Source organism: Wolbachia endosymbiont (group A) of Dendrolimus pini, from assembly GCF_964026835.1.
Classification (GTDB): Bacteria; Pseudomonadota; Alphaproteobacteria; order Rickettsiales; family Anaplasmataceae; genus Wolbachia; species Wolbachia pipientis.
Window position 1 is genome coordinate 423,232 of record NZ_OZ034702.1, and the last position, 22,686, is coordinate 445,917.

Sequence of the window (22,686 nt, forward strand, 5' to 3'; positions counted from 1 at the left end):
GTGGAGCAATTGCTCCACGGTAGTTCCAAAAAATCTCACATTTTACTATTCGTTAAAGGTAATACGTTTGGTGCAGAAATGCACTACTGTTTGCATCCGTTTCACTCCTTTATATTGTGGTTGTCTAATAACAAAAAGGCAGCATAAGAAAACTATAACCCCTAGTATATTTATACTATAGCTGACCCAAGCAACACGTCATACCGCGATTCATTCCACAACTGTACGAACATTACAATATGGCACATAGTAAACGATGTCATGAAAGTAGCTGACACTGGAATGACACCCTTTTGGATGGAAACCAGTGTCACGCACTGGCATGACACCCATTTGTTCCTATAGTTGTCCTTTCTCGTCTACCTTATTTTGCCACTCTGCTGAACAGATACAATTTACAACCACCCCCCTACCCTTTTTAGTTGTTCAGCAAATATAGAGAGGTTAAAGGGAGTGGTATTACTTAAACAACTAAATAAAAAACCAGGTAGATCATTCTGAAATTCTTGCATTTTTGTCCATAATTTTGTTAAATAACTTCCCTTTTGGTCATATCGAACCAAATTTCTTTTTCACACCACCTTTTAAGCCACTTTCGTTAGTTTTTGTCATAATGCGATCAAACACTCCCAATAACCTCTTTAATAGGTTTGGAGTTAGCGAAGAGATAAGATCAACAGATACGTTATTGTTTTTGTCATCACCACTTGCTTTATAGTCTATTGAAACGATTCCCCTACTTTTCCCACCAGTAAGAAGTTTTCCAATTATAGGAATTTTTAACAAAGATTTATTAATTGAATATGCTGGTATTACTTGTCCTGCAACCTGGAATTTATAATCTTTAATATCGAGCTTACCACCAGTGCTAATACCTAACTCCGCCCCTTCAAGCCAAGATTCTTCAATTTCAATAGTGCCATCTTTGTATGAAAAAGGTGCATTACATTTGTAAAAGTATACACCTTCATTTTTTATGGCATTTACAATGCCAGGCAATGAAGACATCGACAATAAAGTAGTAAGTAGTGGAGCATCTTTGATGTAGAAATTGCTAATGGATAACGTACCATAATGTTCTCCACTTTCTCTCTGAGGAGAGAGATAAAAAGACAATTTGCCGTTTTTAATTGATTTACTAATGCCTAAGGAACGCAAAAGCATACCTGAATTATCCGCATATATTTCGAGCCCTATTCCACTGTATTCTGCTAGTATGTTGCTGCTATCTTCCAGAAACTGCCCTGTAAATTGACTTCCATTGCAATTACCTTTAGTACAGGTTACATTCAGCTTAGCATTTTTGATAACGATGCCTTCTTTCATAATTACATTGTCAACATTCATACTAATCTCTATATCTTTATTTAATCCATTACTGTTTTTGCCAAGCAAGCCTAAAATATCACTTAAGTTAATTTCCTCACCATAAATAGTTATGGCATTTTTCTCCTTACCTGATTCAATTTCTATACTAAAATCATTATCAGGCAATTTAAAGCTACTAGAATTTAAATATAAATTTCCATTTTCTACTCTTCCGCTGAATTTTATATCTAGGTCATTTCCTACAATGTCTAATTTATCTACTAACAATTCACCTGCTCCTTTTAACCTTGTAGAAAACAAAATTTTATTGTGATCTTCAAAGCGATTTTTCCACCCTAAGTAGCTTGAATGTGATTCAAATTCTGATAAATCTATATCACCATTAACATACCCCGTCTTATCTTGATTTATCACTGACTCTAAATTTGCACTGACATAGCCACTATCAAAATTAAATATTTGAGCGGGTAAATCTCCGGTCAAATTCCAGGCGAAACTTTCATTCCTATTGCTACTTTTCAGGTCAAATAATAGCTGTGTGTTATTCACCATACCACTACCATTTAAATCTATAAAGTCACTGCCAAAACTAAGCTTAATATCATATTTACCAAGACTTGCATTATAGACGGCCAAATTGTCAATTTCAGAATGAAAATTTGCTGAGAAGTCTACTTTTTTGTCATCAGCATTTAGATTAAAAATGCGAAAATTAAATACGGATTTTGCCATTCCACTTACTTTATCCCTTTCAACCTTCACCACATCATCCAGCTTAAATCTTATAGGCTCATATAAACCATACGCATCACTTACAGCTTTGCCATTAATGGTTAGAACTGAATCTTCCTTATTTAGAGATTTCATTTCAATATCACCACCATTAACAGTGAAATTCTGAAACTTAGCGCTATTTACAGTAATTTCAAGATCGTTATTCTTGATGATCAAATCACCCTTTAATTCCTTTACTTGCTCAAAATCTTCATCAAATTTTACGCTACCGTTTTCTATATCAGCAACAATTACAATGTCTGACAGATCGTCATCAACCAATTTGCCATTGAAACTTACAATGGTATTTAAAACATCCCCATCAATATTATTACAATACCAGCTTTTAAATTTACTATTTACTACACTATCTGGTATATAAGTACATAAATCCTTTGCAGCAAACTTACTAATATTAATTCTAAGCAAAGCATGACTTGTACCAAAGTTCATTTTGCCTATTAAAGAGAGATACGTGTCATTTAACTTAAAATGGAAGTTTTTTACACTAATAATTCCACTACTATATGTTAAATTTATATTTACATTAGTTAAGGCCAAATTTTTGTTCAAATAATTTTCTGTATTTAATACGTATATATTTCCATCTACAATTTCATCCTTTTTATTAATTTTCACTGAGAAGCTTCCTTTGAATCCTATATTTTTGTCCAAATTGTAGCTTTTAACTAATGTAGAAAACTTGCTCAATAGTCCCAATTTTAGATCATAAAATGTCCCGTACACATTTAGCAAATTGTTGCGATTTTTTATCGTAATTGATAAATCATCCAAAAATCCCTTTCCATCTTTTGTATTCACATGAATATCTAAAACATTAAAATCTTCCCCCTTCCCTATATATAATTTATCAATAAAAAATTCATCTTCTGTGCTTTTATCAATAGCGATGTTAGTAAATTCAATTTTTGAATCCGCATTTAAGTCAAAAAAAAATTCCCTTATTGTTTTTAATAGATTTTTTGCACTACTTTCTGTCATCTTGAAATTCTTCCCTGTCATCCCAGTATCTTTTTTTCCTGTCATCCCAGCACTCGTCCTTGTCATCCAAGTAGCTTGACTACTTGTTTCTTTTTTTCTAGATTCCAGCGTCACGCGCTGGAATGACACCGAAGGAAGGCGGTTACTACTTAAATAATGATTATCCAAAAGGTCTAATGAGTTTTGCGGATTAACATTAGTTTCTTCTCTCTTGATACATACATGCACATTATCAGCTGAAACCTGAGAGAGATTTGTGCTAGCTTTAAATAAGGAACTTAACTTAAAATGTACAAAAAGCTCAGGAACTTTTATAGTAAAATTAGGGTTTGCTATTGCCAAATCCGTAATGACTAAATACGGATCTTTGCCATCTTTCTGCCAAACAACTGAGGTATTCTCCATATTAACGCTTGAGCCAACAAATATTTTTGATATTTTATGTTTAACATAAAAATCAATATAATTAATATTGATTTCTAAAGGCTTAAAAAAAATAAAGAAGCACAATATGAATAATAAAGCTACGGAAAATAATATAGTAATTTTTTTAAGCATCGATTATTGCTTTTCTTGCTAAACTATCAGCCTCCTCATTATATTTATCGCCACTGTGTGCTTTAACCCACTTCCAATCAATTTCGTGTTGTGAAGCAACGTTGTCTAGCTCTTTCCACAATTCCATATTTTTTACTGATTTTTTATTACTTGTTTTCCAGCCATTCATTTTCCACTTATTTATCCATTCTGTTATGCCATGCTTAACATAAAGACTATCCGTATATAAATTAATATTACAAGAAAATTTCAATACTTTCAGCCCATTGATCACCGCTGTTAACTCCATTTTATTGTTTGTGGTATTTTCTTCTCTACCATAAATGTCTTTTCTGTAATCTTGAAATAATATGATAGCTGCCCATCCTCCCGCTCCAGGATTACCAGAACACGCCCCATCCGTATATATTGTCACTTCTTTTTTACTCATCTTTGTTTATATCGGTTAACAAAGTATATAGTTGCTTTTATGAAAGCACAATTTCTAAAGGTAGTTTAAGCTGCACCTTTAAATTTTATTATAGAAACAAAAAAAAGTGTGACAACGAGCATTACCAAAAGGAAAAGTAAAAAATAGTTTTTATGCTTCTGCCGTTCTTTCATAACTAAAATAAATCAATAGAACAAAAAATAATACTGGCGAATAGGGAAAATAGATAAGAAATTGAATAAGAAAACATTTTTTTCTGTGAGCTGTGATTCTTGAACTTCATAACAGATACAGCGTACCAAATAAAAACGCAACCTTCAAAGGTTGCCATGCTTAGATAAAGTAAAGCCTTTTTCAAAAATAGAGCCGGAAGCAAGCTAGTTAGCACCAGCAAAACACTATAAATTAATATATATTTTCTTGTTTTTTCCGGACCATAAACAATATTGAACATTGGAATTGATGCCTTTGCATAGTCTTCAGACTTATTTAAAGATAGGGCCCAAAAGTGTGGTGGAGTCCACATAAAAATTACTAAAAATAAAATGAAACTTTCCCAACTTACAGAATTAGTCACAACTGCCCAGCCAATCATTGGAGGGAAAGCACCTGCTGCACCACCGATAACGATATTCTGCGGAGTACGCCTTTTTAGCCAAATTGTATATATGAAAACGTAAAATAATATGCTAACAGCAAGCAAAGCAGCAGAAATATAGTTTACTGCTATTGCCATGATAAATACTGACAATATTCCAAGAGTTATACCAAATTCAAGCGCACTTTCTGCAGAAACTCTACCTGAGGGTATAGGGCGGTTTTTTGTCCTTTCCATGAGCAGATCTATGTCTCTGTCATACCACATATTTATAGCACCTGCAGATCCTGAGCCAAGAGCAACACATATAAGAGATATTAGTGCTAGAAAAGGGTGCATACTACCTGGTGCAGTAACCATACCAGCAACTGCAGTAAATACCACAAGATACATTATCCTTGGCTTCAGCAAACGCCAAAAATCCAGTATTGTTGATTCAACATTTAGCAAAACACTTGTGTACATTCTATTTTACCACTTGTGGTTTTTCGAAAGTATGAAAAGGCGGTGGTGAAGATACCGTCCATTCCAAGGTGTCACCTCCCCAAGGATTATCTCCAGCTTTCTTGCCCCATTTAAAAAGATGTATAACTATAAACACAAAAAACATAACTGAAACAAAGGACATATACGAACCAATTGAGGATATATAATTCCAAGGGATAAACGCATCAGGATAATCAGGTATACGCCTTGGCATACCAGCTAATCCTAAGAAATGTTGAGGTAAAAAAGTGATATTGGTGCTAATAAAAGTAAGCCAAAAGTGGATTTGACCTAAGCGCTCATTATATTGTTTACCCGACATTTTACCAATCCAATAATAAAAGCCAGCAAAAGCTCCAAATAATGCAGCAAGTGACATGACATAATGGAAGTGAGCAACAACATAATAGGTGTCGTGCAAGAGCTTATCTATTCCACCATGAGAAAGAATTATTCCCGTTATGCCACCGCCAACAAACATGAAAATAAAACCTAGTGCAAATAGCATAGGGGTCTTAAACTCAATTGCTCCACCCCACATAGTTGCAATCCAGCTAAAGACTTTTACACCAGTTATAACACCGATAAAAATTGTGGTAGTGCTAAAAAATGCAGCAGCGTCAGCACTAAGCCCAACAGTGAACATATGGTGAACCCAAACCATAAAGCCAAATACTGCTATACCTATCATTGCATAAACCATCCCTATGTAACCAAATACAGGTCTGTGAGAAAAAGTTGATACAACCTGACTTATGATGCCAAATGCAGGAAAAATAATTACGTAAACTTCTGGATGACCAAAAAACCAAAATAAATGTTGAAATAACACAGGGTCACCACCACCGGCAGGATCAAAAAAGGAAGTACCAACATTGCGATCAGTAAGAAGCATAGTTATAGCACCGGCAAGTACTGGTAAGGCAACAATCAACATAAATGCTGTTAGCAAGACAGACCAAACAAACAGTGGCATCTTAGTTAATGACATTCCTTTTGCGCGCATGTTAAATATAGTAACTATAAAGTTGATCGCCCCAACAATTGACGACATACCAGCAACGTGGAGTGCAAGTATAGCAAGGTCAACTCCTGCACTTGGATGGGACATTACCTGTGATAAAGGTGGATATAAAGTCCAACCCGTACCTGCACCTTCGCCAGCAAATGCTGAAAGAATGAGCAAAATAAAAGATGACACTAACAACCAAAAACTTAAATTATTCATACGAGGAAATGCCATATCTGGTGCGCCAATCATGAGAGGTACAAACCAGTTACCAAATCCTCCCATGAGGGCTGGCATTATCATAAAAAACACCATTATCAACGCATGCCCTGTAACCATTACGTTATATAATTGATAATTATTGTTAAGTATATTAATGTGCATTAGCTGAGTGCGAATAATCACCGATAATAATCCACCAATAATTCCAGCTAATATGGAAAAAATAATGTACAGTGTCCCTATGTCTTTATGATTAGTGGAAAACAACCAACGCTTTATGCCCTTTGGTACGTCACTCATATCTATACTCCAAATTTAACTCACTAATTTTCTATTTTCAATCCACTTATTAAAATCTTCTTTGCTTACTGCTTCAACAACAATTGGCATAAATCCATGGCCTTGACCACACAATTCGTAGCACTGCCCATAATAAACACCAGGCTTTTTGATATTAAACCACGCCTCATTCAGCCTACCTGGTATCGCATCAATTTTTACACCAAAAGCCGGTACTCCCCAACTGTGTATCACATCTCCTGCTGTAACTTGTAAACGAACGTTAGTATTAACGGGTAAAATGATGTTGTTATCAACAGAGAATAGCTTTAAATCTCCTTCGATAAAGTCTTCTTTTCCCTTAATATAACTATCAAATGACACACCTTGATATTCTGGATATTGGTAGCTCCAATACCATTGATGGCCAATAACTTTTAGTGTTATGTCAGCTTTCGGTATTTCTTCCTGTAGCTTCAGTAATTTAGCGTTTTCAAAGGCTAATATTCCAACAATGATAGTTGGTATAACAAACCAAATAATTTCTAAAGGAACACTATGGGTAGTTTTACTTATGTTTGTTACTTTGCTTTTACGAAAGCGAAACGCTATATAAGCAAGCAGCGCCCACACAAAAAGCATTATTGTAACCATCACAAGCATCACAAACGAATGTGACCTAACTACAGCCTCCATTACTTCAGTTGCAGGAGCAGGAAATCCAAATTGCCAGGAAGTAGGAGCAGAGGCAACAGATATATTTGAGTAAAATATTATCAATAGTGCAAATAACTTCACCATATCTTTTGTTTGTTTGCTATAAAACTAAGTGATATACTGTATAATAGTATATATAAACTTACTATGCAAATAGAGATTAGTGATGGTTAATAATTTTTTAGCATTCAACAAGTATAATAGTACAATACTAATTGAGGAAAAAAGCATTTACATAAATCTATTGTAAGTAAAAATATTATAATATTTTAAATTAAGTATTTACTTTAAGTAAATTCTATAATAAGTTTAATAGTGTCTGTTACTGCTAATAACCCTCTAGCCTCACACCTAAAAGCAGTAACAGACACTATTAAACTTTATGACAAGTTTATAATCTGTAAGATCAAAGTCTTACAAGTTTCTTTATTTCATTATACATTGCAGTTTGTTAATTAACTTTTAATGCCTATAGTGGCATTTACAGCTTGGACCAAAGGTTTATGTATTATAGAAAATAATTATAAAAAAAACACACTATTTGTATACCATACAAACTTTTTTTATTCTGCATAGCTGAGTTACTAGATTCTGTAAACGAAATCTTTAGAGAAGCCAAATGGGCAAAGTTTCATGAAGGTCTTTGGCATCTCTTAGCATAGATCCCTTACTTAACCATCATACCGCGATTCATTCGCAGTATCTCAAAGCATAGATCCCGCTAACACGTAGCGGGATGACGATTGTCAGGCTAGCTGTCATCCCAGTGTCAAGCACTGGGATGACAAGGTATAAACCTTATCGTCATGCCGCCACAAACCGTCATACCGCGATTCATTCGCGGTATCTCTAGATCCCGCTAACAAGTAGCGGGATGACGATTGTCGTTTAGCCATAAACATTAAGAAATTTACCAAATAAAAAAAAAGGCAAAAGAAGCCCTGGGGTTATTATCCGCTTTAAAATATTGGCGTTTTTTATGTTTTAAACGCTTGACAAGCGAAATTCAGCTGCTTTTAATTGCAACTAACCTACGCTGCAAATGTTTAAGAAATTTACTAAGCAGAAAAAAAGACAAAGAATCCCCGAGTTAGCTAGTCTTTTACTATCTCTGTCGAGTATTGGCATTTTTTGATGTCTTGTAACGCTTTATAAGCGCGTTTCGGCTTATATAGGTAAAAACCCAGAAATTTTTAAAGACATGCGATGCACGTAGTGCGAAAAATTAAACATGAGACGCCAAATACCCTAAGTTTGACTCGCGACATAATGTTGAACATTTTTTTTTGCATTTCCAGAGCAAGTTCTTGAAACCTAAACATTATATGTACATCATCATGATCAATTCTAATGCATCTAACTAATGCTATGATGACCTTACCCAGAAAAAGTGGAGAGAAAGTTTGGAATGTTTTTTACAAAAAGAATGATGCATCAAATTGTTCTGGAATGCAATAGTTAATAGTGACGTTGTTTGTTATAAAAAATTTCTATATATTCAAATATAGCAGTTTTGATATGCTGTTTAGAGTGCCGAGAGGTGTCCATTGGTAACTCCCTTTTTAGAGAACTGAAGAAGCTTTCCACAACAGAATTGTCGTAACAACAACCTTTATGACTCATCTATGTTTTTTATGGATAAGAGATATTGATAACCTTGCGAAGTATATTGTGAACCTTGATCACTATGTAATAGTAGATTTTTGGCAGGTTTACGCTTGTTAACGGCCATTAATAAAGAGTCCATAACCAATTGTTTATTTATTGAACTGCTCATTAACTACCATGCGTGAATATAGATCGATTATTGTTGCCAAATATAGCCATCCTTCTTTGGTTTTTATATAAGTAATCCCATACTTTATTTGGTTGATCGACAATAAAGTTTTGGTCTAATATATTGGGAGCTACAACTCTACTGTCCGTTTGTTGTTTCTTAATTTTAAATTTTCTTCTCAATATAGCCTGAATACCATTTTTCTGCATAATACTTTGCACTGTTTTTAAGTTGCAACTTTTACCCAAAGCCTTTAATTCAGCATGAATTTTAGGAGCTCCATATCTACATTTAGAAGCTTATATATTTTTTGAACATCTGCTAATAACTCTTTATTTGCTGATTCTCTACTGCTTATTTTCCTTGTAGTCCACTTATAGTAGCCACTAGCAGAAAACCCTACATAATTCCTGCACTTTATAGTGTTTACTATGCTCTTTTATGAAAAAATATTTTACTCTTTTTGACTGGCCAGGGCTTTTTTTAAAATGTCTCTTTCTCTTGTTACTTTTGCTAACTCTTTCTGTAAATCAAATCTCTCTTTGTCATAAGGTGCTACATCTGGAAATGCATTTGCCGCTGACTTTTTTTCGTTATATTTCTTCATCCATTTTCCTAATACACTATCCCTTATTCCTAGATCTCTTGCTACTTTTGCAACTGGTTGACCTACCTTTCTTTGTTCATTTGCCAGCTTAACAGCTTCCAATTTGAATTCTGCCGTATATTCTCTTGCCATTTCTAATCCTCCAAAATTTTATTTTACCCGAAAAAACTCCTTTCTTTCTCTCCACTTTTTCTGGGTAAGGTCAATTCGGAACTCTATTTCTTTTTTACGATCTTTACTTTTATTCTTATTGTTCATATAATATACCCTTCACTAATAATAAATTATTTTTAAATGTTTACTGTTATTTTCTTAGCAGTATTGGCATAAAGCCATAGCTTTTGGGTGAAGTCAAATCAAATTTTCAATTTTTTTTTGTTTATTTTTTTATGAAAAGGTAGAAGATATTAATAGCTGCTAATTTCTTTAAACGATGTTGTCGTAGATTCGTATTTTTATACACCAAAAAGGGTATCTTTGATGTCTCCTACAGCTCCAAACTCATAGCATCCATTTGCCAGCCTTTTAAGGCGCTTTATAGAAGGGTCAATAAAAGATGTACAAAGGACGTCTAAGGTGCGTAGTAGCATTCTAAAGCCATCTATGGGAGACATTTTTTTCATCAACGCATTCAAAACTTAAAAAAATAAAAAACTTGAACATTTCTTCAGAATTGTGTATAATTATTAATGCTTTTTAAGGTTCTTTCTTATGACTTTTTCTAAGTTTCTTGATCCCAAAAATGATGTATCGTTTAAGCGTATCTTCGGTACTGAAAAAAATAGAGATATCCTTATTCACTTCCTCAATGATATTCTTGGCTTTACTGGTAAAAATGAAATAAAGGATATAGAGTTTTTAAGTACTATTCAAGACCCCGATATCGCCGCTAAAAAGCAAAGTATTGTTGATGTTCTCTGTAGAGATTCTACAGGTGCTCAATACATTTGCGAAATGCAGGTCGCTAAAACTAAAGGCTTTGAAAAACGTGCCCAATACTATGCTGCTAAAGCTTACTCAAGGCAAGCTGATAAAGGTGACCAGTATCATAACCTTAAGGAAATTATCTTCATTGCTATAGCAGATTGTGTACTGTTTCCTAATAAATCTGAGTACAAATCAAAGCATACTATTCGAGATGAAGACACTAATGAGCATGATCTAAAAGATTTCTATTTTATATTTATTGAGTTGCCAAAATTTCCAAAGAATAAGGAAGATCAGTTGGAAAATATAGTTGAAAAATGGGTTTATTTTTTTCGATATGCAGATGAGACTAGTGAAGAAGAGCTGGAAAAAATAATAGGTAGTGATGTAATAATTAAAAAGGCCTATGAAGAGCTAAATAGATTCAACTGGTCAGAAAAAGAATTTATTGCCTATGAACAGGAAATAAAACGTATTCTTGATGAACAGGCTGTCCTCGCTCAAAAACTTGATGATGCTACTGAAAAAGGTAGAGAAGAAGGTAAAGAAGAAGGCATCCAAATCGGACATGAAAAAGGCAGAAAAGCAGAGAAAATCGAAGTGGCAAAGAACTCACTTAAGGCCGGTGTCTCTATTGATGTTATCGCTCAAATTACCGGCCTTTCGATAGATGAAATTCAAAAATTAAGGAATTAATACTTTACCTTGACCTCTAGCTTGAGTTAAATGACATTGAACAGAAGTATTATTTAGATAACTTTTAGGCTCCAAGCTTATTTGTTGTTCTTTTACGTCACTCACTTCTAATCTGCTTAACATTTGTTGCATTAATTGATTTATTACTGGGTCTATTCTTCTATTAAATTCAGCCATAAACTTATCAAACTTTTTCGGACTTAATCTACCGGGATCTTCGGGTTCTCTACCAGGCAATGCTTCCTCTGCGTATGATTTTAAAATCCCTGAAATTTCATTAAATTCACCACTCCTAATTTTTTCATTAATCTTCTCAAATAATTTCTCAAAATTAATATCTAAGCGGTGCATTTTTATACCACCTTTCGATTCAGCTTGCTTCTCTAATACTTCCTTGAACGACTTTATAATATCCGATGTGTAAAAAAGAGCCTTTACAGGATTAACATCAGAAAACTTAGGAAGAGGACACTTTTTATCTAGAAAAGCTTGTAACAAGAAAAACATCAAGCTAGCATTATTACTCGCACAAACTTCACGACTAAATTGGCTAGTATATTGGATATTTGGGTTTCTTACTGTATCAGAATGATTGGAGCTACTTCCTGCTGTACCAGAACGGCTAGAGCTATTTTCTGAAAATGAAGGCAACGCAGCCCTTAAAGGGGAAGAGATAAACTGAAAAACACCTTTAACAGCATCTATCCATGAAGACGGCTTACTTGCTCCGCTTGTAGCTCCTATTTTGTTATAGCCTATTTCGTCACTTTGCGATGAATTGTCTGATGCATTATCATAAGATAGATCACACTTAGCTTCTTTTGTAATACTATATTGTACATCACGCTTCTTGCGAGTAGATCCACAATCCTCAATTTTCCATTGACATGGACTATCTTTGCCCCTGGCCTCCAAGTAAATACTCTCCTTCTATCCCTATCATGGCTAAGATAATCACTAGCAGGATATAAATACTCATTACTATAGTAAACACTTTTAATACATACCTCCGATGAAAATACTGCATTCTTTACTGACTCTGGTAATTCTCCTTTTATCCTTTCAAGCTCAGATTTTTTTTCCGAATGAACATTATGGTAATTACTCATCTCCATAATTCTTTTTACATAACGGGCTAACCTAAACTCCGCATTTTCTACACCTTTAACTTCAATACTAGCTCCAATATTGAGAAGATTTGTAACTTCACTAACATTCCCACTTTCTACAGCAGCAAATAAAAGTCTATCATACTCACTTTGCTTTGGTCCTAAAAAGTTTACTACTTCTGACTGACGAGAGGTATTTGCTACATCTAAAGGTTTTCCACCATCCTTATTTTTAGCTCCAATGTTAGCCCCCTTATCTATAAGAAATCTAATTATCTCTAAATGACCTCCTTCAGCAGCCCTATGCAAAGATGTGTAACCATCACTATCTCTAGCTTCAATATTAGCCCCTTTCTCAAGAAGTTCTCTAACGTCACTAAGGCGTCCTGCTCCTGCAGCACTAACTAATAAATCATCATTGTTTAAAGTCATTTGTCCCTCCACATTTATAAAAACCTACCTAACTTAACTAAGCAATCACACTATAACAAGCCACTCTTACCCTGAGCTTTTTTCTTTCCTCAAGCAACACAGAAAGGACCATCTTCCCTCAAACAAGAATTCTGGAATGCCCTCACATAACATAGCCCGCTCACAAAAGTAAAATTACCTTAGCCATCACACACTTACATACCATAAAAAATTAGTAATCTAATGTATTTCAGGAATAGTACTCCACTTTTAAAACTTGTCAACCCCTAATTTAAAATTTTTTTGAAATAATTTTTGATGAAAATTTTTAATGAATTACTATTAATTTAATATTAAATATTACTAAGAACCTAAATAATACAACCACTTTCAGCAATAAAAACCAGCTAGCATGAGAAGATTTTTTTGGAAATCGATTGGTCTTGCAAATGTGCTTAAAATCTTCGTTTCAAGCCCTGGATGTAAATTTATTTGCCTTTTTTTGACTATTTGGGGTTCCTTCTCTATCTCTTGGTGTTAAAAGTTCAAATGAATCTGCACTTGTACGTAAAGCCTTTGCATTTCTCCCATTTTTTCTATTATTTTCTTCACTTTCAGCCAATAAGTGGTTTTCTATTTCACCTTTTTATATCAATTTATTACTTTCTTTTTGATTTGACACACTTTTTTGAACATCTCTATTGTGGAACAAACTTTCTCTTGGTTCTCCAATTTAGACACATGAGCAAAGATTGTGAGCTTTCTCCTCTTACTTCAAAAACCAATATCTTCTTTAATATGATTACTTCTATGTACTTACTAAATTAGGCTACTTAAATTCCTTAGGCAGGTTATAAACGGATACCTTTGCTGAGCTTTCAAAGCTCTTTATAGAGGTAGGTGATTCTAATGTTCCAGGTACGTCATCATAATCAGATAGTTGCGTAGAAATTGAATTCGTCCTAATACCCTGAGATGTACCTTCTTGAAAATGAAGTAATTTATTTTCCAACTTATCTCTTGCTTCTCTAAAACTGTCCAATTTTTTTTGCAAGCTAACACTTTCTTCTTTATACTTTGAAAGTGTTAAATCGATAAAATGATTACACAACACTATTAGACCTGTAGCACTAGAAAATAACAACAAGAGAGGATGAATGGTAACACCTGGCATATCTCCACTTCTTGCATCATGAAAATTTTTATACATATTAAGACAAGAGCCAAAAGCTGCAGAGCATACAAAAGCAAGTTTTGTTCTGCACAGGAAATACTCGACTTGCGCTAATTTTTCATTGCAATGTGCTAATTCTTTACGCAAATCATCAATTTTATCACTATAGTACCTAATAAACAATTGTTTTGTTTCTTCATTATTAACATATTTCCATGCTCTATAAGATCTTCCATCTATGAGCTCAACGTTTACATGCTCTGATTTTAGAAGCGCACTAATTGCGTTACTACTTCTAGAACGCACAGCTTCATGTAGAGGTGTGTAATCGCTTTTAACATCTTTCCTTCTGTTAATATTTTCATAAGTTAAATACTTGAAAAGAGCCGAAATACATTCTGGGTCATTACCTTCAATAGCCAGAGTAATTGCATCTTTTCCGTCTTTATCCTTAGAATTAATAACTTTAGAAAGCGGCTTTTCATTTTCTTGCTTACCTTCAAAATACTTGCACTCATACACCTTATTCGAACGATATGGCTCCTTAAGAATACACAAAAGTTCTTTTACAAGATCAACCTGATTTTCTTTAATAACCACATGCAAAAGTGTGTTTTGATTTTCCTCATCTTGTAACAGTAAAACATCATACAAATAAGCATTTTCATGTAGATAACTAATCTCTTTATTGAAACGTGTTTTATCTATACCTTCTCTTCCTCCTTTACAGATACTGAAGAGTCGTAAACTACCTTCCAAAGCATTGTGATCAATTGCAGAGGCACGTTGCCTTCTGTATAAAATTGGCGCTCCTTCTACGCAAACACTTCCGAAGTAACGAGCAATAGGGGAATGGATACATGCACTTAAAAAATTAGTAAGAGGGTTACAAGTGTTCACACCATTCCTACCTTCAAGCAGTCTAACTACATCTAATTTTTTATACGAATCAGCATAATATAAAGGATCCCGATCATAACAGTCCTTAGCATCAATTATAGCATCACATTCAAGAAGAAGTTTAGCTACATCTAAATGACCTTCCCTAGCAGCATAATGTAAAGGTGTTCTAGCTTTTTCATCCATGGCCTCAACTTTAGCACCTTGGCTTATAAGAAAGCTAACCATACCCTCTCTATTGTAGTAAGCAGCATAGTGTAGAGGAGCTATACCCAAACGGTCTTTAGCATTAATTATAGAATCATGGTCAAGAAGAAGTTTAGCTGCATCTAAATGACCTTCCCCAGCAGCATAATGTAAAGGTGTTTTATCTTCTTCATCCATGGCCTCAACTTTAGCATCTCGGCTTATAAGAAAGCTAACCACATCCTCTCTATTGTAGCAAGCAGCATAGTGTAGAGGAGTCATACCAAAACGGTCTTCAGCATCAATTATAGCACCACGGTCAAGAAGAAGTTCAGCTACATCTAAATGACCTTTCCCAGCAGCATAATGTAAAGGTGTTTTAGCCTCTTTATCCACGGCCTCAATTTTGGCATCTTGTTTTATAAGAAAGCTAACCATATTTTTTCTATTGTGGTAAGCAGCATAGTGTAGAGGAGCCATACCAAAACAGTCTTCAGCATCAATCATAGTACCACGGCCAAGAAGAAGTTCAGCTACATCTGAATGACCTTCCCTAGCAGCATAATGTAAAGGTGTTTTTCTACTATCATCTTGAACGTTAACCTTAGCATTTCTACTGAGAAGAAGTTTAAGGACATACAAATTACCCTTACAAGAAGCTACACACAAAGGCGTTTGATTGTTTATACCTTTAGCCTCAATATTAGCACCTCCATCAAGAAAATCACTAACCTTTCTAATATCTTTTCTTTCTATAGCAGAAAATAAATATTTATCTAGCTTTGCTCTCAAAAAGTTTGCTACTTCTGTGTTACCAAGCTCATTTACTATGCGTAAAGGTGTCTTAACATTATTATCCTTAGCTAAAATGCTGGCACCTTGATCAACAAGAAATCTAACCATATCGTATTGACCTGCACTAACAGCATAGTGTAGAGGTGTCCAATTTTGGTCACATCTAATGTCAATATCAGCACCAATACTAAGAAGAAGTTGAGCTACATTTACACTATTTTTACAGGCAGCCCAGGACAGCAAAGGCAACTTATCTAAAAGTTCACGATTAACATTATATTTATCAATATGTTGATCAATATATTCCTCCAACCGTTTAAAGTCGTCATTTTCTATAGCATGCGTAAAATCCGTTGTAAGGCTCGTTTGATCTTTCATAAACTATATAAAAAAAACTATTTTCCTACTCAGTACAATACTCCATTTTTAAAACTTATCAACCCCTATTTAGAAATTTTTTATGGAATAATTTTTGATGAAAGTCTTTAATATATTGCTACTAATTTAGCAATATATACTGTTAAAAACCTAAACAATATAACCATTTCCAGCACCCAAAACCAGCAAGCGTGAGAACAATTTTTCTTGGAATCGGTTGGTCTACCATATGTACCATACGAACTTTTTAATATAACAATTTAACTATACGCTAAAACTAGCTACATTAGCCCATTTCATCCATATCTACATACGAACTGTTTTGCCTAAGCTTATTGAAATAATTTAAATCTTCTATTTTTATAACCTTATTTTTACGCGGCTTGTTCTCACAAATATACGACCTTTTTTGCAATCTTAGGAAGAGTCAATAATTCAATTCTTTATAACACTAGCTAGCATGGTATCTTCACTAAAATATTTTTTAAAAAGTTAGTTGACTTATAAATAATTCTCTACTAATACTCGCATGTGTTTGTTTATTCTGCTGAAGTGGCTCCGCAGGTTACTGTATAAGCTTCAGCAGTTTTTGCACTCCTTTAAAGCATCATATTCCTATATATTAAATATCGCTAGTGCTTCTCAAATTTGTTGATCTATAGTAAAACTGGCTAAAACTTGGAGTCATAAACAACTTTTAACCTAGTAGTAGTACTCACCATAAAAACTTAACAAAAATATGAGCAGTAAAAATATTACGTTGAAATTAGCTTGACCAATATTATATATTATACATAATACATCCTATATTTAGAATTAGGGGGTAGCTATGGTTGAGACTAAAGAATTTGTAGAACATATTATAAAACTTACCAATCGGCAAAGTGATCAAACAAATGAGCAGGAACCGAAATGGAAACCAAGCACTGGGCAAAGATGGCCAAGCACAGATGACCAGGAATTAGAAATAACTCAATTACCAACAAGTAGTAAAGATGACTACTACGAACTCATTAAACAAAGTTTATTTTGGATTAATATGAACTTAATGGATAATACAAGTAATTGGAGCTTATTAGAAAAAGAATGGGTTATTAAAGCGCATAGATCAGAATTAACAAAGAATCAGGAGAAGTTAATTCAAAAGTTATTTCATATTATCAATAGTCGTGATACTTCAACACTCCAACAATTTTTACAGAAAACTAAGAGTAATCCAGATCTAAAAACTGTTCTCGATCTTAAAGTAGGGGCGTCAGAGTTAACATTGTTACATATACTTCCAACAATCCTAAATTCATTTGATAGTTGTACTTTAGTGGATTGTCTCTTAAAAGCAGGAGCTGAACCAAATATACAAGATTATAAGGGAAAAACACCTCTACATTACTATGCTGCTACTTATCCTGTTGAAAAGAAATATGTGGATTCTCTTGTAAGCTATGGAGCTGATTTGAATATAAAGGACAATAATGGAAAAACTCCTCTACAAATTGCAATTGATAAAGGTACTTTGGATGTTGCAGAGTGCTTCTTTAATTTAGAGCAAAAGAAATTGTATGAAGAATTAAACAAGCTAATTGAAGGTACATCTAAACTTGAGAATGGTTCTTCCAAATATAACGTTCAAGGTGTTGAGGACCTGAAAAAGTTCTTAGATAAAAATAAAAACAATGAAGATTTAAAGATGATTTTGAGTATTAGGGATGAAGAAAATAATTTAGAAATACTTAAAGATTATATGTATACTGAAGTGATAAATTTACTCTCGGCAACTCAATCACAATTAATGGTAACTGAGCAAGAGACAGAGGAAACTTATGTACCACATCAATGTTTATTGGACATTTGTTTAACAGATCAACTACGGCAACTAAATCAGTTTGTAAGTGAAATACCAAAAGCTGCAAACATAGCTGAATTACAGAAAGTTGTCGATAAGGCTATCATGTCTGGAGTGGGATTGAATCTTACTAAAGATGGAGGTCAGTGTTTCACAGATTACATACTAGAAAGAATTGACCAACTAGAAAAAAACCATGAAGTTGCTAGCAATATAGTATGTACATTAATATCAAAAGGAGCAAGGTTAAGTAACTGGAATAGTTTAAACGTTATTGATGAAATAGAACTGGAGTTTAAAGAGCACAAAGCTAATATGATAAAAGCTCATGAACAGTGTGTTGATCGTACTCATAAATTTCTGAAAATCGCAAAAAATGCGACCAACGGCAAGTTAAATTGTGCAAAAATGGATAACGCTACTTTTTACTTAGAATATTCAGAAGACAGTATAATAGATGTTGCGCAGATTACAGATGGAACAAGGGATTTAGGACTAACCCATGGAGATGTAAAGTGTGGAAGAAATATAGTAAAGATCGGCAATAGTGAAGTAGAAATTAAAACTGAAGATGGCAAAAGGAATTACACAGACCTTACAGAAGGCAGCGGTATAGTATTAACTTTTTATACTAGTTTAGGAGAATTAGAAGTTAGATTATATCCTGATGAGAACAATAAAAAATTGATAAGAGTAGAAGTGAGCGATGAAGATCTATTTGAAGAAATAGCAAGTCATGAAGAAATAGGGCAAAATTGCTTATTGGGAGGTTTATCGGTTATTGAAGCTATAGATCAAGGTGTTTTTGCTAGATCTGGTGGATTAATGCGTCCTGAAGTAATAAGCGAGTCTAACAACAAATGGACAGGACGTGAAGAGTTAAGAAGAACTTATGATTCTAGGGCTAGGTAGATTAATTTGCCATAAAGGTTAAAGATTATTATTTAAATATAAACTACTATAATTTATAGATTTTGGATCATTTTCTACCATTGTTGCATCCAGTATGCTAAAATCTTCATTATTTATATTGATATTTTTCGCATAATTGATTCTGTAACATTGACTTACTTTTCTATATCAATTTCAGCATCTTTTTGTGTGGCCCTTTGCAGTAGCTCCTTTTGTAATAACCTTTTTTAATTTTCTGGCACATACTTTTTTCGATGTTTTTTCATATTGTTACTTTTATAAACGTTACATTGCTAATCCATAAAATTTCTCCAATTGCTCACTCCACAGCATCGGTATTTCTCTCAAATCAACTAATTTCAAATCTCTTGGCTGTCTCCCATTTACTATGTCTTCTTTAATCTTTGGTGCTAAATAGTTCAACCTCAAAATTTGCTGTATACGTCTTGTACCTATATTAATTTTGGCACTCAGCTCTTTTATATTTGCGTATTTTCCTTCCTCTAGTTGCCGTTTCCACAGGTAGGCTCTTACCACTGCTTTGAGTAGCGCATTATTTGTTTTTCCTTCTGGTTCTACTACCGTGCATTTGTTTCCTTTCTTTTTTATTGGTATAAATTTTTCCTCTGATTCAGAGTGCACCTCTATTCCATCCCTTTTTACCATTACTCCCTTTATTAACTTTTTCACTACTTCTTTTTGCTTTCCAAAACTTAAATTTTTCCACTCTTCCGCTTTTTCTCCCCATTTTTCATATAGGTGTTCAGCTTTCTTCATCACTTCTTTTTCCACTTCTCCAGCAACTATTGTTCGGTTCACTGATCCACAATCCTTCCCCCTTAAATGGTTATTGCACACATAATATCGGTACCTTTTATTTTCTTTTTTTGAGTATGTCAGCGTCATATTTACATCACAGCTCTTGCACTTAATTATTCCCTTTAATAGCGCTTCCTCATATTTTGCTTTTCTATATGGCTGGTTCTTTATCAATTCTTGTGCTTTTTGCCACTTTTCCTCTTCTATTATTGCTTCATGCTTTCCCTCATACTCTTTCTCATAATGTCTGATTTTTCCCACATATATTGGATTTGTTATTATTCTTCTCACCGTTGCCTTTTTAAAGATATCTGATTTTGTTCTGTAACCTTGGCTATTTAACTCCCTTGCTAGTTCTGCCATTGACTTCAGCTCCAAATATCTTTCAAATATGTGCCCTACTATTTTCGCTTCTTTCTCATTTATTATTAATTCTTTATCTTTTATATCATACCCTAGCGGCAAAGTTCCACCCATCCATAGCCCTTGTTCTTTTGATGTTGCTATTTTATTTTTTACTCTCTCTACTATCATCTCTCTTTCTAATTGTGCTGCTCCTGATAACACTGTTTGTACGAACTTTCCCATTGGCGTATTATTATCAAATATCTGCGTTACTGCTATAAAATTTACTCGATGTCTTCTAAAAAATGATGTTACTTCAATGCTGTCTTTTGTTTCCCTTGATAGCCTATCCAGAGTATATACTACTACACAATCTACTTCTCCTCCTTTAACATCTTCAAATAATTCCTTTATCGCTGGTCTTTCTAAATTCTTTCCTGAATATCCGCCATCATCATACCTTTTGGCCGATGCTACCCAGCCTTCTCTGCTCTTTATGTACTTCTCACATGCTACTCGTTGCGCATCTAAACTGTTAAACTTTTGTTCTAGTCCATCCTCATTTGATTTTCTTGTATATATTGCGCATCTCACCTCTTTCAGCATTTTCAACTTCCCTTTTGATCACGCAAACCAAATAGGAGCGGCCCATTGTAACTCATTCCCATTATTTTTCCAGCTACTGCTGACAATGATGTATAAAACTCTTCTCTGTAGATTAAACCCTTATCTGTTACCATTACCGCATGCGTCTCTTCACCTCTCTCTAGTATTAATTCTGTCCCTTCTACTGGTAATTTATCGCTACTTATTCTTTTTCCCTTCTCTAGCCGATCTGCCAGATACTCTAGTCTTTTTAATCCTTTTCTTGACATTTCTCCATATACTTTTTCCTGCATTCTATAAGCTAATCTTGGTATCAGATATTTCTTTGAGTATCTAGGCGCTTCTTCTCCATATACCTTCTTCCATATTTTCCTCAGCTCTTCCAATGTTTTTTTCTCCAAACCTTTTACCTTTCTTGCTATTTCTTCCTCCATATTTTTAGCCTTTTATAATTTCTCAAATAACTTTTCAATTCTGTCTGTTTCTTTCTTCAATATTTCAGTTATCTCTTTGCTGTTTTTCGCATAATCCATCCCTGTCATTCCAAATTTATCTGCTTGCTCTATTTCTGCTCCTGCTTTTACTAGCTCCTCCACTATTTCTTTTTCACCTACCATGCACGCAAGGTGTAGAGGTATGCATTTATTTCCATATTCCTCAGCATTTACTTCTGCTCCTGATTTTATCAATTCTCTCACGATTTCTAGACGTTTCTCCGTTACCGCTAGGTGCAGTGCTGTATATCCTCCTACATCTGCTGCATTTACATTCACTCCTTTTTCAACTAATACCCTCACTGTTTTTGCGTTTATTGCATAATGCAGAGCTGTTCTTCCATTCTCGTCTCTTGCATAAATATTTTTATATGAGTTCTCTAATAATTCTTTTGCTGATTTATTAAATTTGCCAAGCTTTAACATAATCCACCTCACCTTTTCTTTAAATTTAAATCCCTCTTTTAAACCTTCCTTTTCGCTACCTCATCTATCATTTCGTTCACTTGGCTCATTATCTTGCTTGCTAAATTTTTACATTCTTCCTTTATTAGCGATTTGTCTCTCTTCCTTATTTCTCCTATCTCTATTATTTTTAGCTCCGGCATGTAGCTCCCATTCAACATGTCTGCTATTTCTCCCACTAGCCTCTCTATTCCATAGCATGTCAGTTCTCTACTTCTTGTTATTCCTCCTTGTTCTCTCAGAAATTTACTCGCCCTTTCACTCTCTTTGCTATCACATAGACGATACTTTTCACTTTCCCAAATGTAATACATTGGTGTTGCACCATATTTATTCAGTTGATTAACCTCAGCTCCTGCTTTTACTAGCTCTTTTATTATTTCAACTCCTGCTCCTCCTATTTTGCATGCAGAGTGTAGTGGCGTACATCCAGTGACATATTGAGTGGCATTTACTTCTGCTCCTTCCCTTAGCAGCACTTTTACATTTTCTAAGCTTTTCGCAAATACTGCACAGTGTAGTGGTGTATAACCATTTTTATCTCTTGCATTTACCTCTGCCCCTTTTTTTATTAATAACCTCGCTGTTTTGTAATCAGAGATTTCTACTGCTTGGTGCAATATCGTCTCTCCTTCTTCATTTCTTTTATTAATGTTTTTAAACCCGTTACTTGATACTTCTTTAAAAAACTTACTAAAAGATTCTCTCTTTTCTTCGCTAAACTTCATACTTACCTCACAAAATTAGCTTTTCTAGCGCCAGATAAATTTCTTATGTTTACCTGCTGCTATTTAATTCATGTCCTTTTTAGCATAAGAAAGCAAGTCCTTTTCTTTTT

The 22,686-nt window shown here is 34.1% G+C and carries 19 protein-coding genes and 1 pseudogene; 2 read left to right on the plus strand and 18 right to left on the minus strand.

The window, feature by feature from the left end; genetic code table 11:
* Positions 1 to 170 precede the first annotated feature (170 nt).
* The 10 genes from AAGD66_RS01955 to AAGD66_RS02000 form a co-directional block, all read right to left on the minus strand.
* Positions 171 to 314 (minus strand): hypothetical protein, encoded by a 144-nt coding sequence (locus AAGD66_RS01955; protein WP_264705617.1) that lies wholly within the window; start codon positions 312 to 314, stop codon positions 171 to 173.
* A gap of 235 nt (positions 315 to 549) precedes the next feature.
* A complete protein-coding gene (locus AAGD66_RS01960; protein ID WP_264724203.1) occupies positions 550 to 3,663 on the minus strand; it encodes a DUF3971 domain-containing protein in 3,114 nt (1,037 codons plus the stop codon).
* Positions 3,656 to 4,093 carry a ribonuclease HI gene (gene rnhA / locus AAGD66_RS01965; protein ID WP_151807582.1) on the minus strand — a complete coding sequence of 146 codons (438 nt, stop codon included), beginning with the start codon at positions 4,091 to 4,093 and terminating at the stop codon, positions 3,656 to 3,658. The genes AAGD66_RS01960 and rnhA overlap by 8 nt, the downstream gene beginning before the upstream one ends.
* 175 nt (positions 4,094 to 4,268) lie before the next feature.
* On the minus strand, positions 4,269 to 5,156 hold the full coding sequence (locus AAGD66_RS01970) for a heme o synthase (RefSeq protein WP_182309217.1): 888 nt from the start codon (positions 5,154 to 5,156) through the stop codon (positions 4,269 to 4,271).
* Between the two features lies 1 nt (position 5,157).
* The gene (ctaD, locus tag AAGD66_RS01975; RefSeq protein WP_341814505.1) at positions 5,158 to 6,708 is read right to left on the minus strand and encodes a cytochrome c oxidase subunit I; all 1,551 of its coding nucleotides are present in this window, start codon (positions 6,706 to 6,708) and stop codon (positions 5,158 to 5,160) included.
* Positions 6,709 to 6,723: 15 nt separating this feature from the next.
* Positions 6,724 to 7,488 carry a cytochrome c oxidase subunit II gene (gene coxB, locus AAGD66_RS01980; protein ID WP_010962498.1) on the minus strand — a complete coding sequence of 255 codons (765 nt, stop codon included), beginning with the start codon at positions 7,486 to 7,488 and terminating at the stop codon, positions 6,724 to 6,726.
* Between the two features lie 1,374 nt (positions 7,489 to 8,862).
* On the minus strand, positions 8,863 to 9,027 hold the full coding sequence (locus tag AAGD66_RS01985; RefSeq protein ID WP_264724206.1) for an IS3 family transposase: 165 nt from the start codon (positions 9,025 to 9,027) through the stop codon (positions 8,863 to 8,865).
* Positions 9,017 to 9,181 carry a DDE-type integrase/transposase/recombinase gene (locus tag AAGD66_RS01990; RefSeq protein ID WP_156768661.1) on the minus strand — a complete coding sequence of 55 codons (165 nt, stop codon included), beginning with the start codon at positions 9,179 to 9,181 and terminating at the stop codon, positions 9,017 to 9,019. The genes AAGD66_RS01985 and AAGD66_RS01990 overlap by 11 nt, the downstream gene beginning before the upstream one ends.
* Positions 9,181 to 9,429 (minus strand): transposase, encoded by a 249-nt coding sequence (locus AAGD66_RS01995; RefSeq protein ID WP_341814506.1) that lies wholly within the window; start codon positions 9,427 to 9,429, stop codon positions 9,181 to 9,183. The genes AAGD66_RS01990 and AAGD66_RS01995 overlap by 1 nt, the downstream gene beginning before the upstream one ends.
* Before the next feature lie 206 nt (positions 9,430 to 9,635).
* A complete protein-coding gene (locus AAGD66_RS02000; RefSeq protein ID WP_038198869.1) occupies positions 9,636 to 9,920 on the minus strand; it encodes a transposase in 285 nt (94 codons plus the stop codon).
* A 579-nt stretch (positions 9,921 to 10,499) separates the two neighbouring features.
* On the opposite strand from AAGD66_RS02000, the gene AAGD66_RS02005 reads away from it, so the two are divergent.
* On the plus strand, positions 10,500 to 11,411 hold the full coding sequence (locus AAGD66_RS02005; RefSeq protein WP_015589128.1) for an Rpn family recombination-promoting nuclease/putative transposase: 912 nt from the start codon (positions 10,500 to 10,502) through the stop codon (positions 11,409 to 11,411).
* Here the strand turns inward: AAGD66_RS02005 and AAGD66_RS02010 are convergent.
* From AAGD66_RS02010 to AAGD66_RS02025, 4 genes and pseudogenes are all read right to left on the minus strand, one after another.
* On the minus strand, positions 11,400 to 12,239 hold the full coding sequence (locus tag AAGD66_RS02010) for a hypothetical protein (protein ID WP_341814555.1): 840 nt from the start codon (positions 12,237 to 12,239) through the stop codon (positions 11,400 to 11,402). The two genes, AAGD66_RS02005 and AAGD66_RS02010, sit on opposite strands and share 12 nt — an antisense overlap.
* On the minus strand, positions 12,167 to 12,952 hold the full coding sequence (locus AAGD66_RS02015) for an ankyrin repeat domain-containing protein (RefSeq protein ID WP_246165624.1): 786 nt from the start codon (positions 12,950 to 12,952) through the stop codon (positions 12,167 to 12,169). The genes AAGD66_RS02010 and AAGD66_RS02015 overlap by 73 nt, the downstream gene beginning before the upstream one ends.
* 405 nt (positions 12,953 to 13,357) lie before the next feature.
* Positions 13,358 to 13,577, minus strand: a pseudogene (locus AAGD66_RS02020) (transposase); the annotation flags it as partial.
* 183 nt (positions 13,578 to 13,760) lie between these two features.
* On the minus strand, positions 13,761 to 16,364 hold the full coding sequence (locus tag AAGD66_RS02025) for an ankyrin repeat domain-containing protein (RefSeq protein ID WP_264339138.1): 2,604 nt from the start codon (positions 16,362 to 16,364) through the stop codon (positions 13,761 to 13,763).
* A gap of 829 nt (positions 16,365 to 17,193) precedes the next feature.
* Between AAGD66_RS02025 and AAGD66_RS02030 the strand changes: the two genes are divergently transcribed.
* Positions 17,194 to 19,119 carry an ankyrin repeat domain-containing protein gene (locus tag AAGD66_RS02030; protein ID WP_250120162.1) on the plus strand — a complete coding sequence of 642 codons (1,926 nt, stop codon included), beginning with the start codon at positions 17,194 to 17,196 and terminating at the stop codon, positions 19,117 to 19,119.
* A 285-nt stretch (positions 19,120 to 19,404) separates the two neighbouring features.
* Here the strand turns inward: AAGD66_RS02030 and AAGD66_RS02035 are convergent, their stop codons facing one another.
* The 4 genes from AAGD66_RS02035 to AAGD66_RS02050 are packed head-to-tail and all read right to left on the minus strand — an operon-like array spanning position 19,405 to position 22,576.
* The gene (locus AAGD66_RS02035; RefSeq protein WP_264724093.1) at positions 19,405 to 20,889 is read right to left on the minus strand and encodes a recombinase family protein; all 1,485 of its coding nucleotides are present in this window, start codon (positions 20,887 to 20,889) and stop codon (positions 19,405 to 19,407) included.
* A 2-nt stretch (positions 20,890 to 20,891) separates the two neighbouring features.
* Positions 20,892 to 21,323 (minus strand): DUF2924 domain-containing protein, encoded by a 432-nt coding sequence (locus AAGD66_RS02040; RefSeq protein WP_250120144.1) that lies wholly within the window; start codon positions 21,321 to 21,323, stop codon positions 20,892 to 20,894.
* 12 nt (positions 21,324 to 21,335) lie between these two features.
* Positions 21,336 to 21,809, minus strand: coding sequence for an ankyrin repeat domain-containing protein (locus AAGD66_RS02045; RefSeq protein ID WP_264724092.1), 474 nt, complete (start codon positions 21,807 to 21,809; stop codon positions 21,336 to 21,338).
* Between the two features lie 38 nt (positions 21,810 to 21,847).
* Positions 21,848 to 22,576, minus strand: coding sequence for an ankyrin repeat domain-containing protein (locus tag AAGD66_RS02050; protein ID WP_341814507.1), 729 nt, complete (start codon positions 22,574 to 22,576; stop codon positions 21,848 to 21,850).
* Positions 22,577 to 22,686 lie beyond the last annotated feature (110 nt).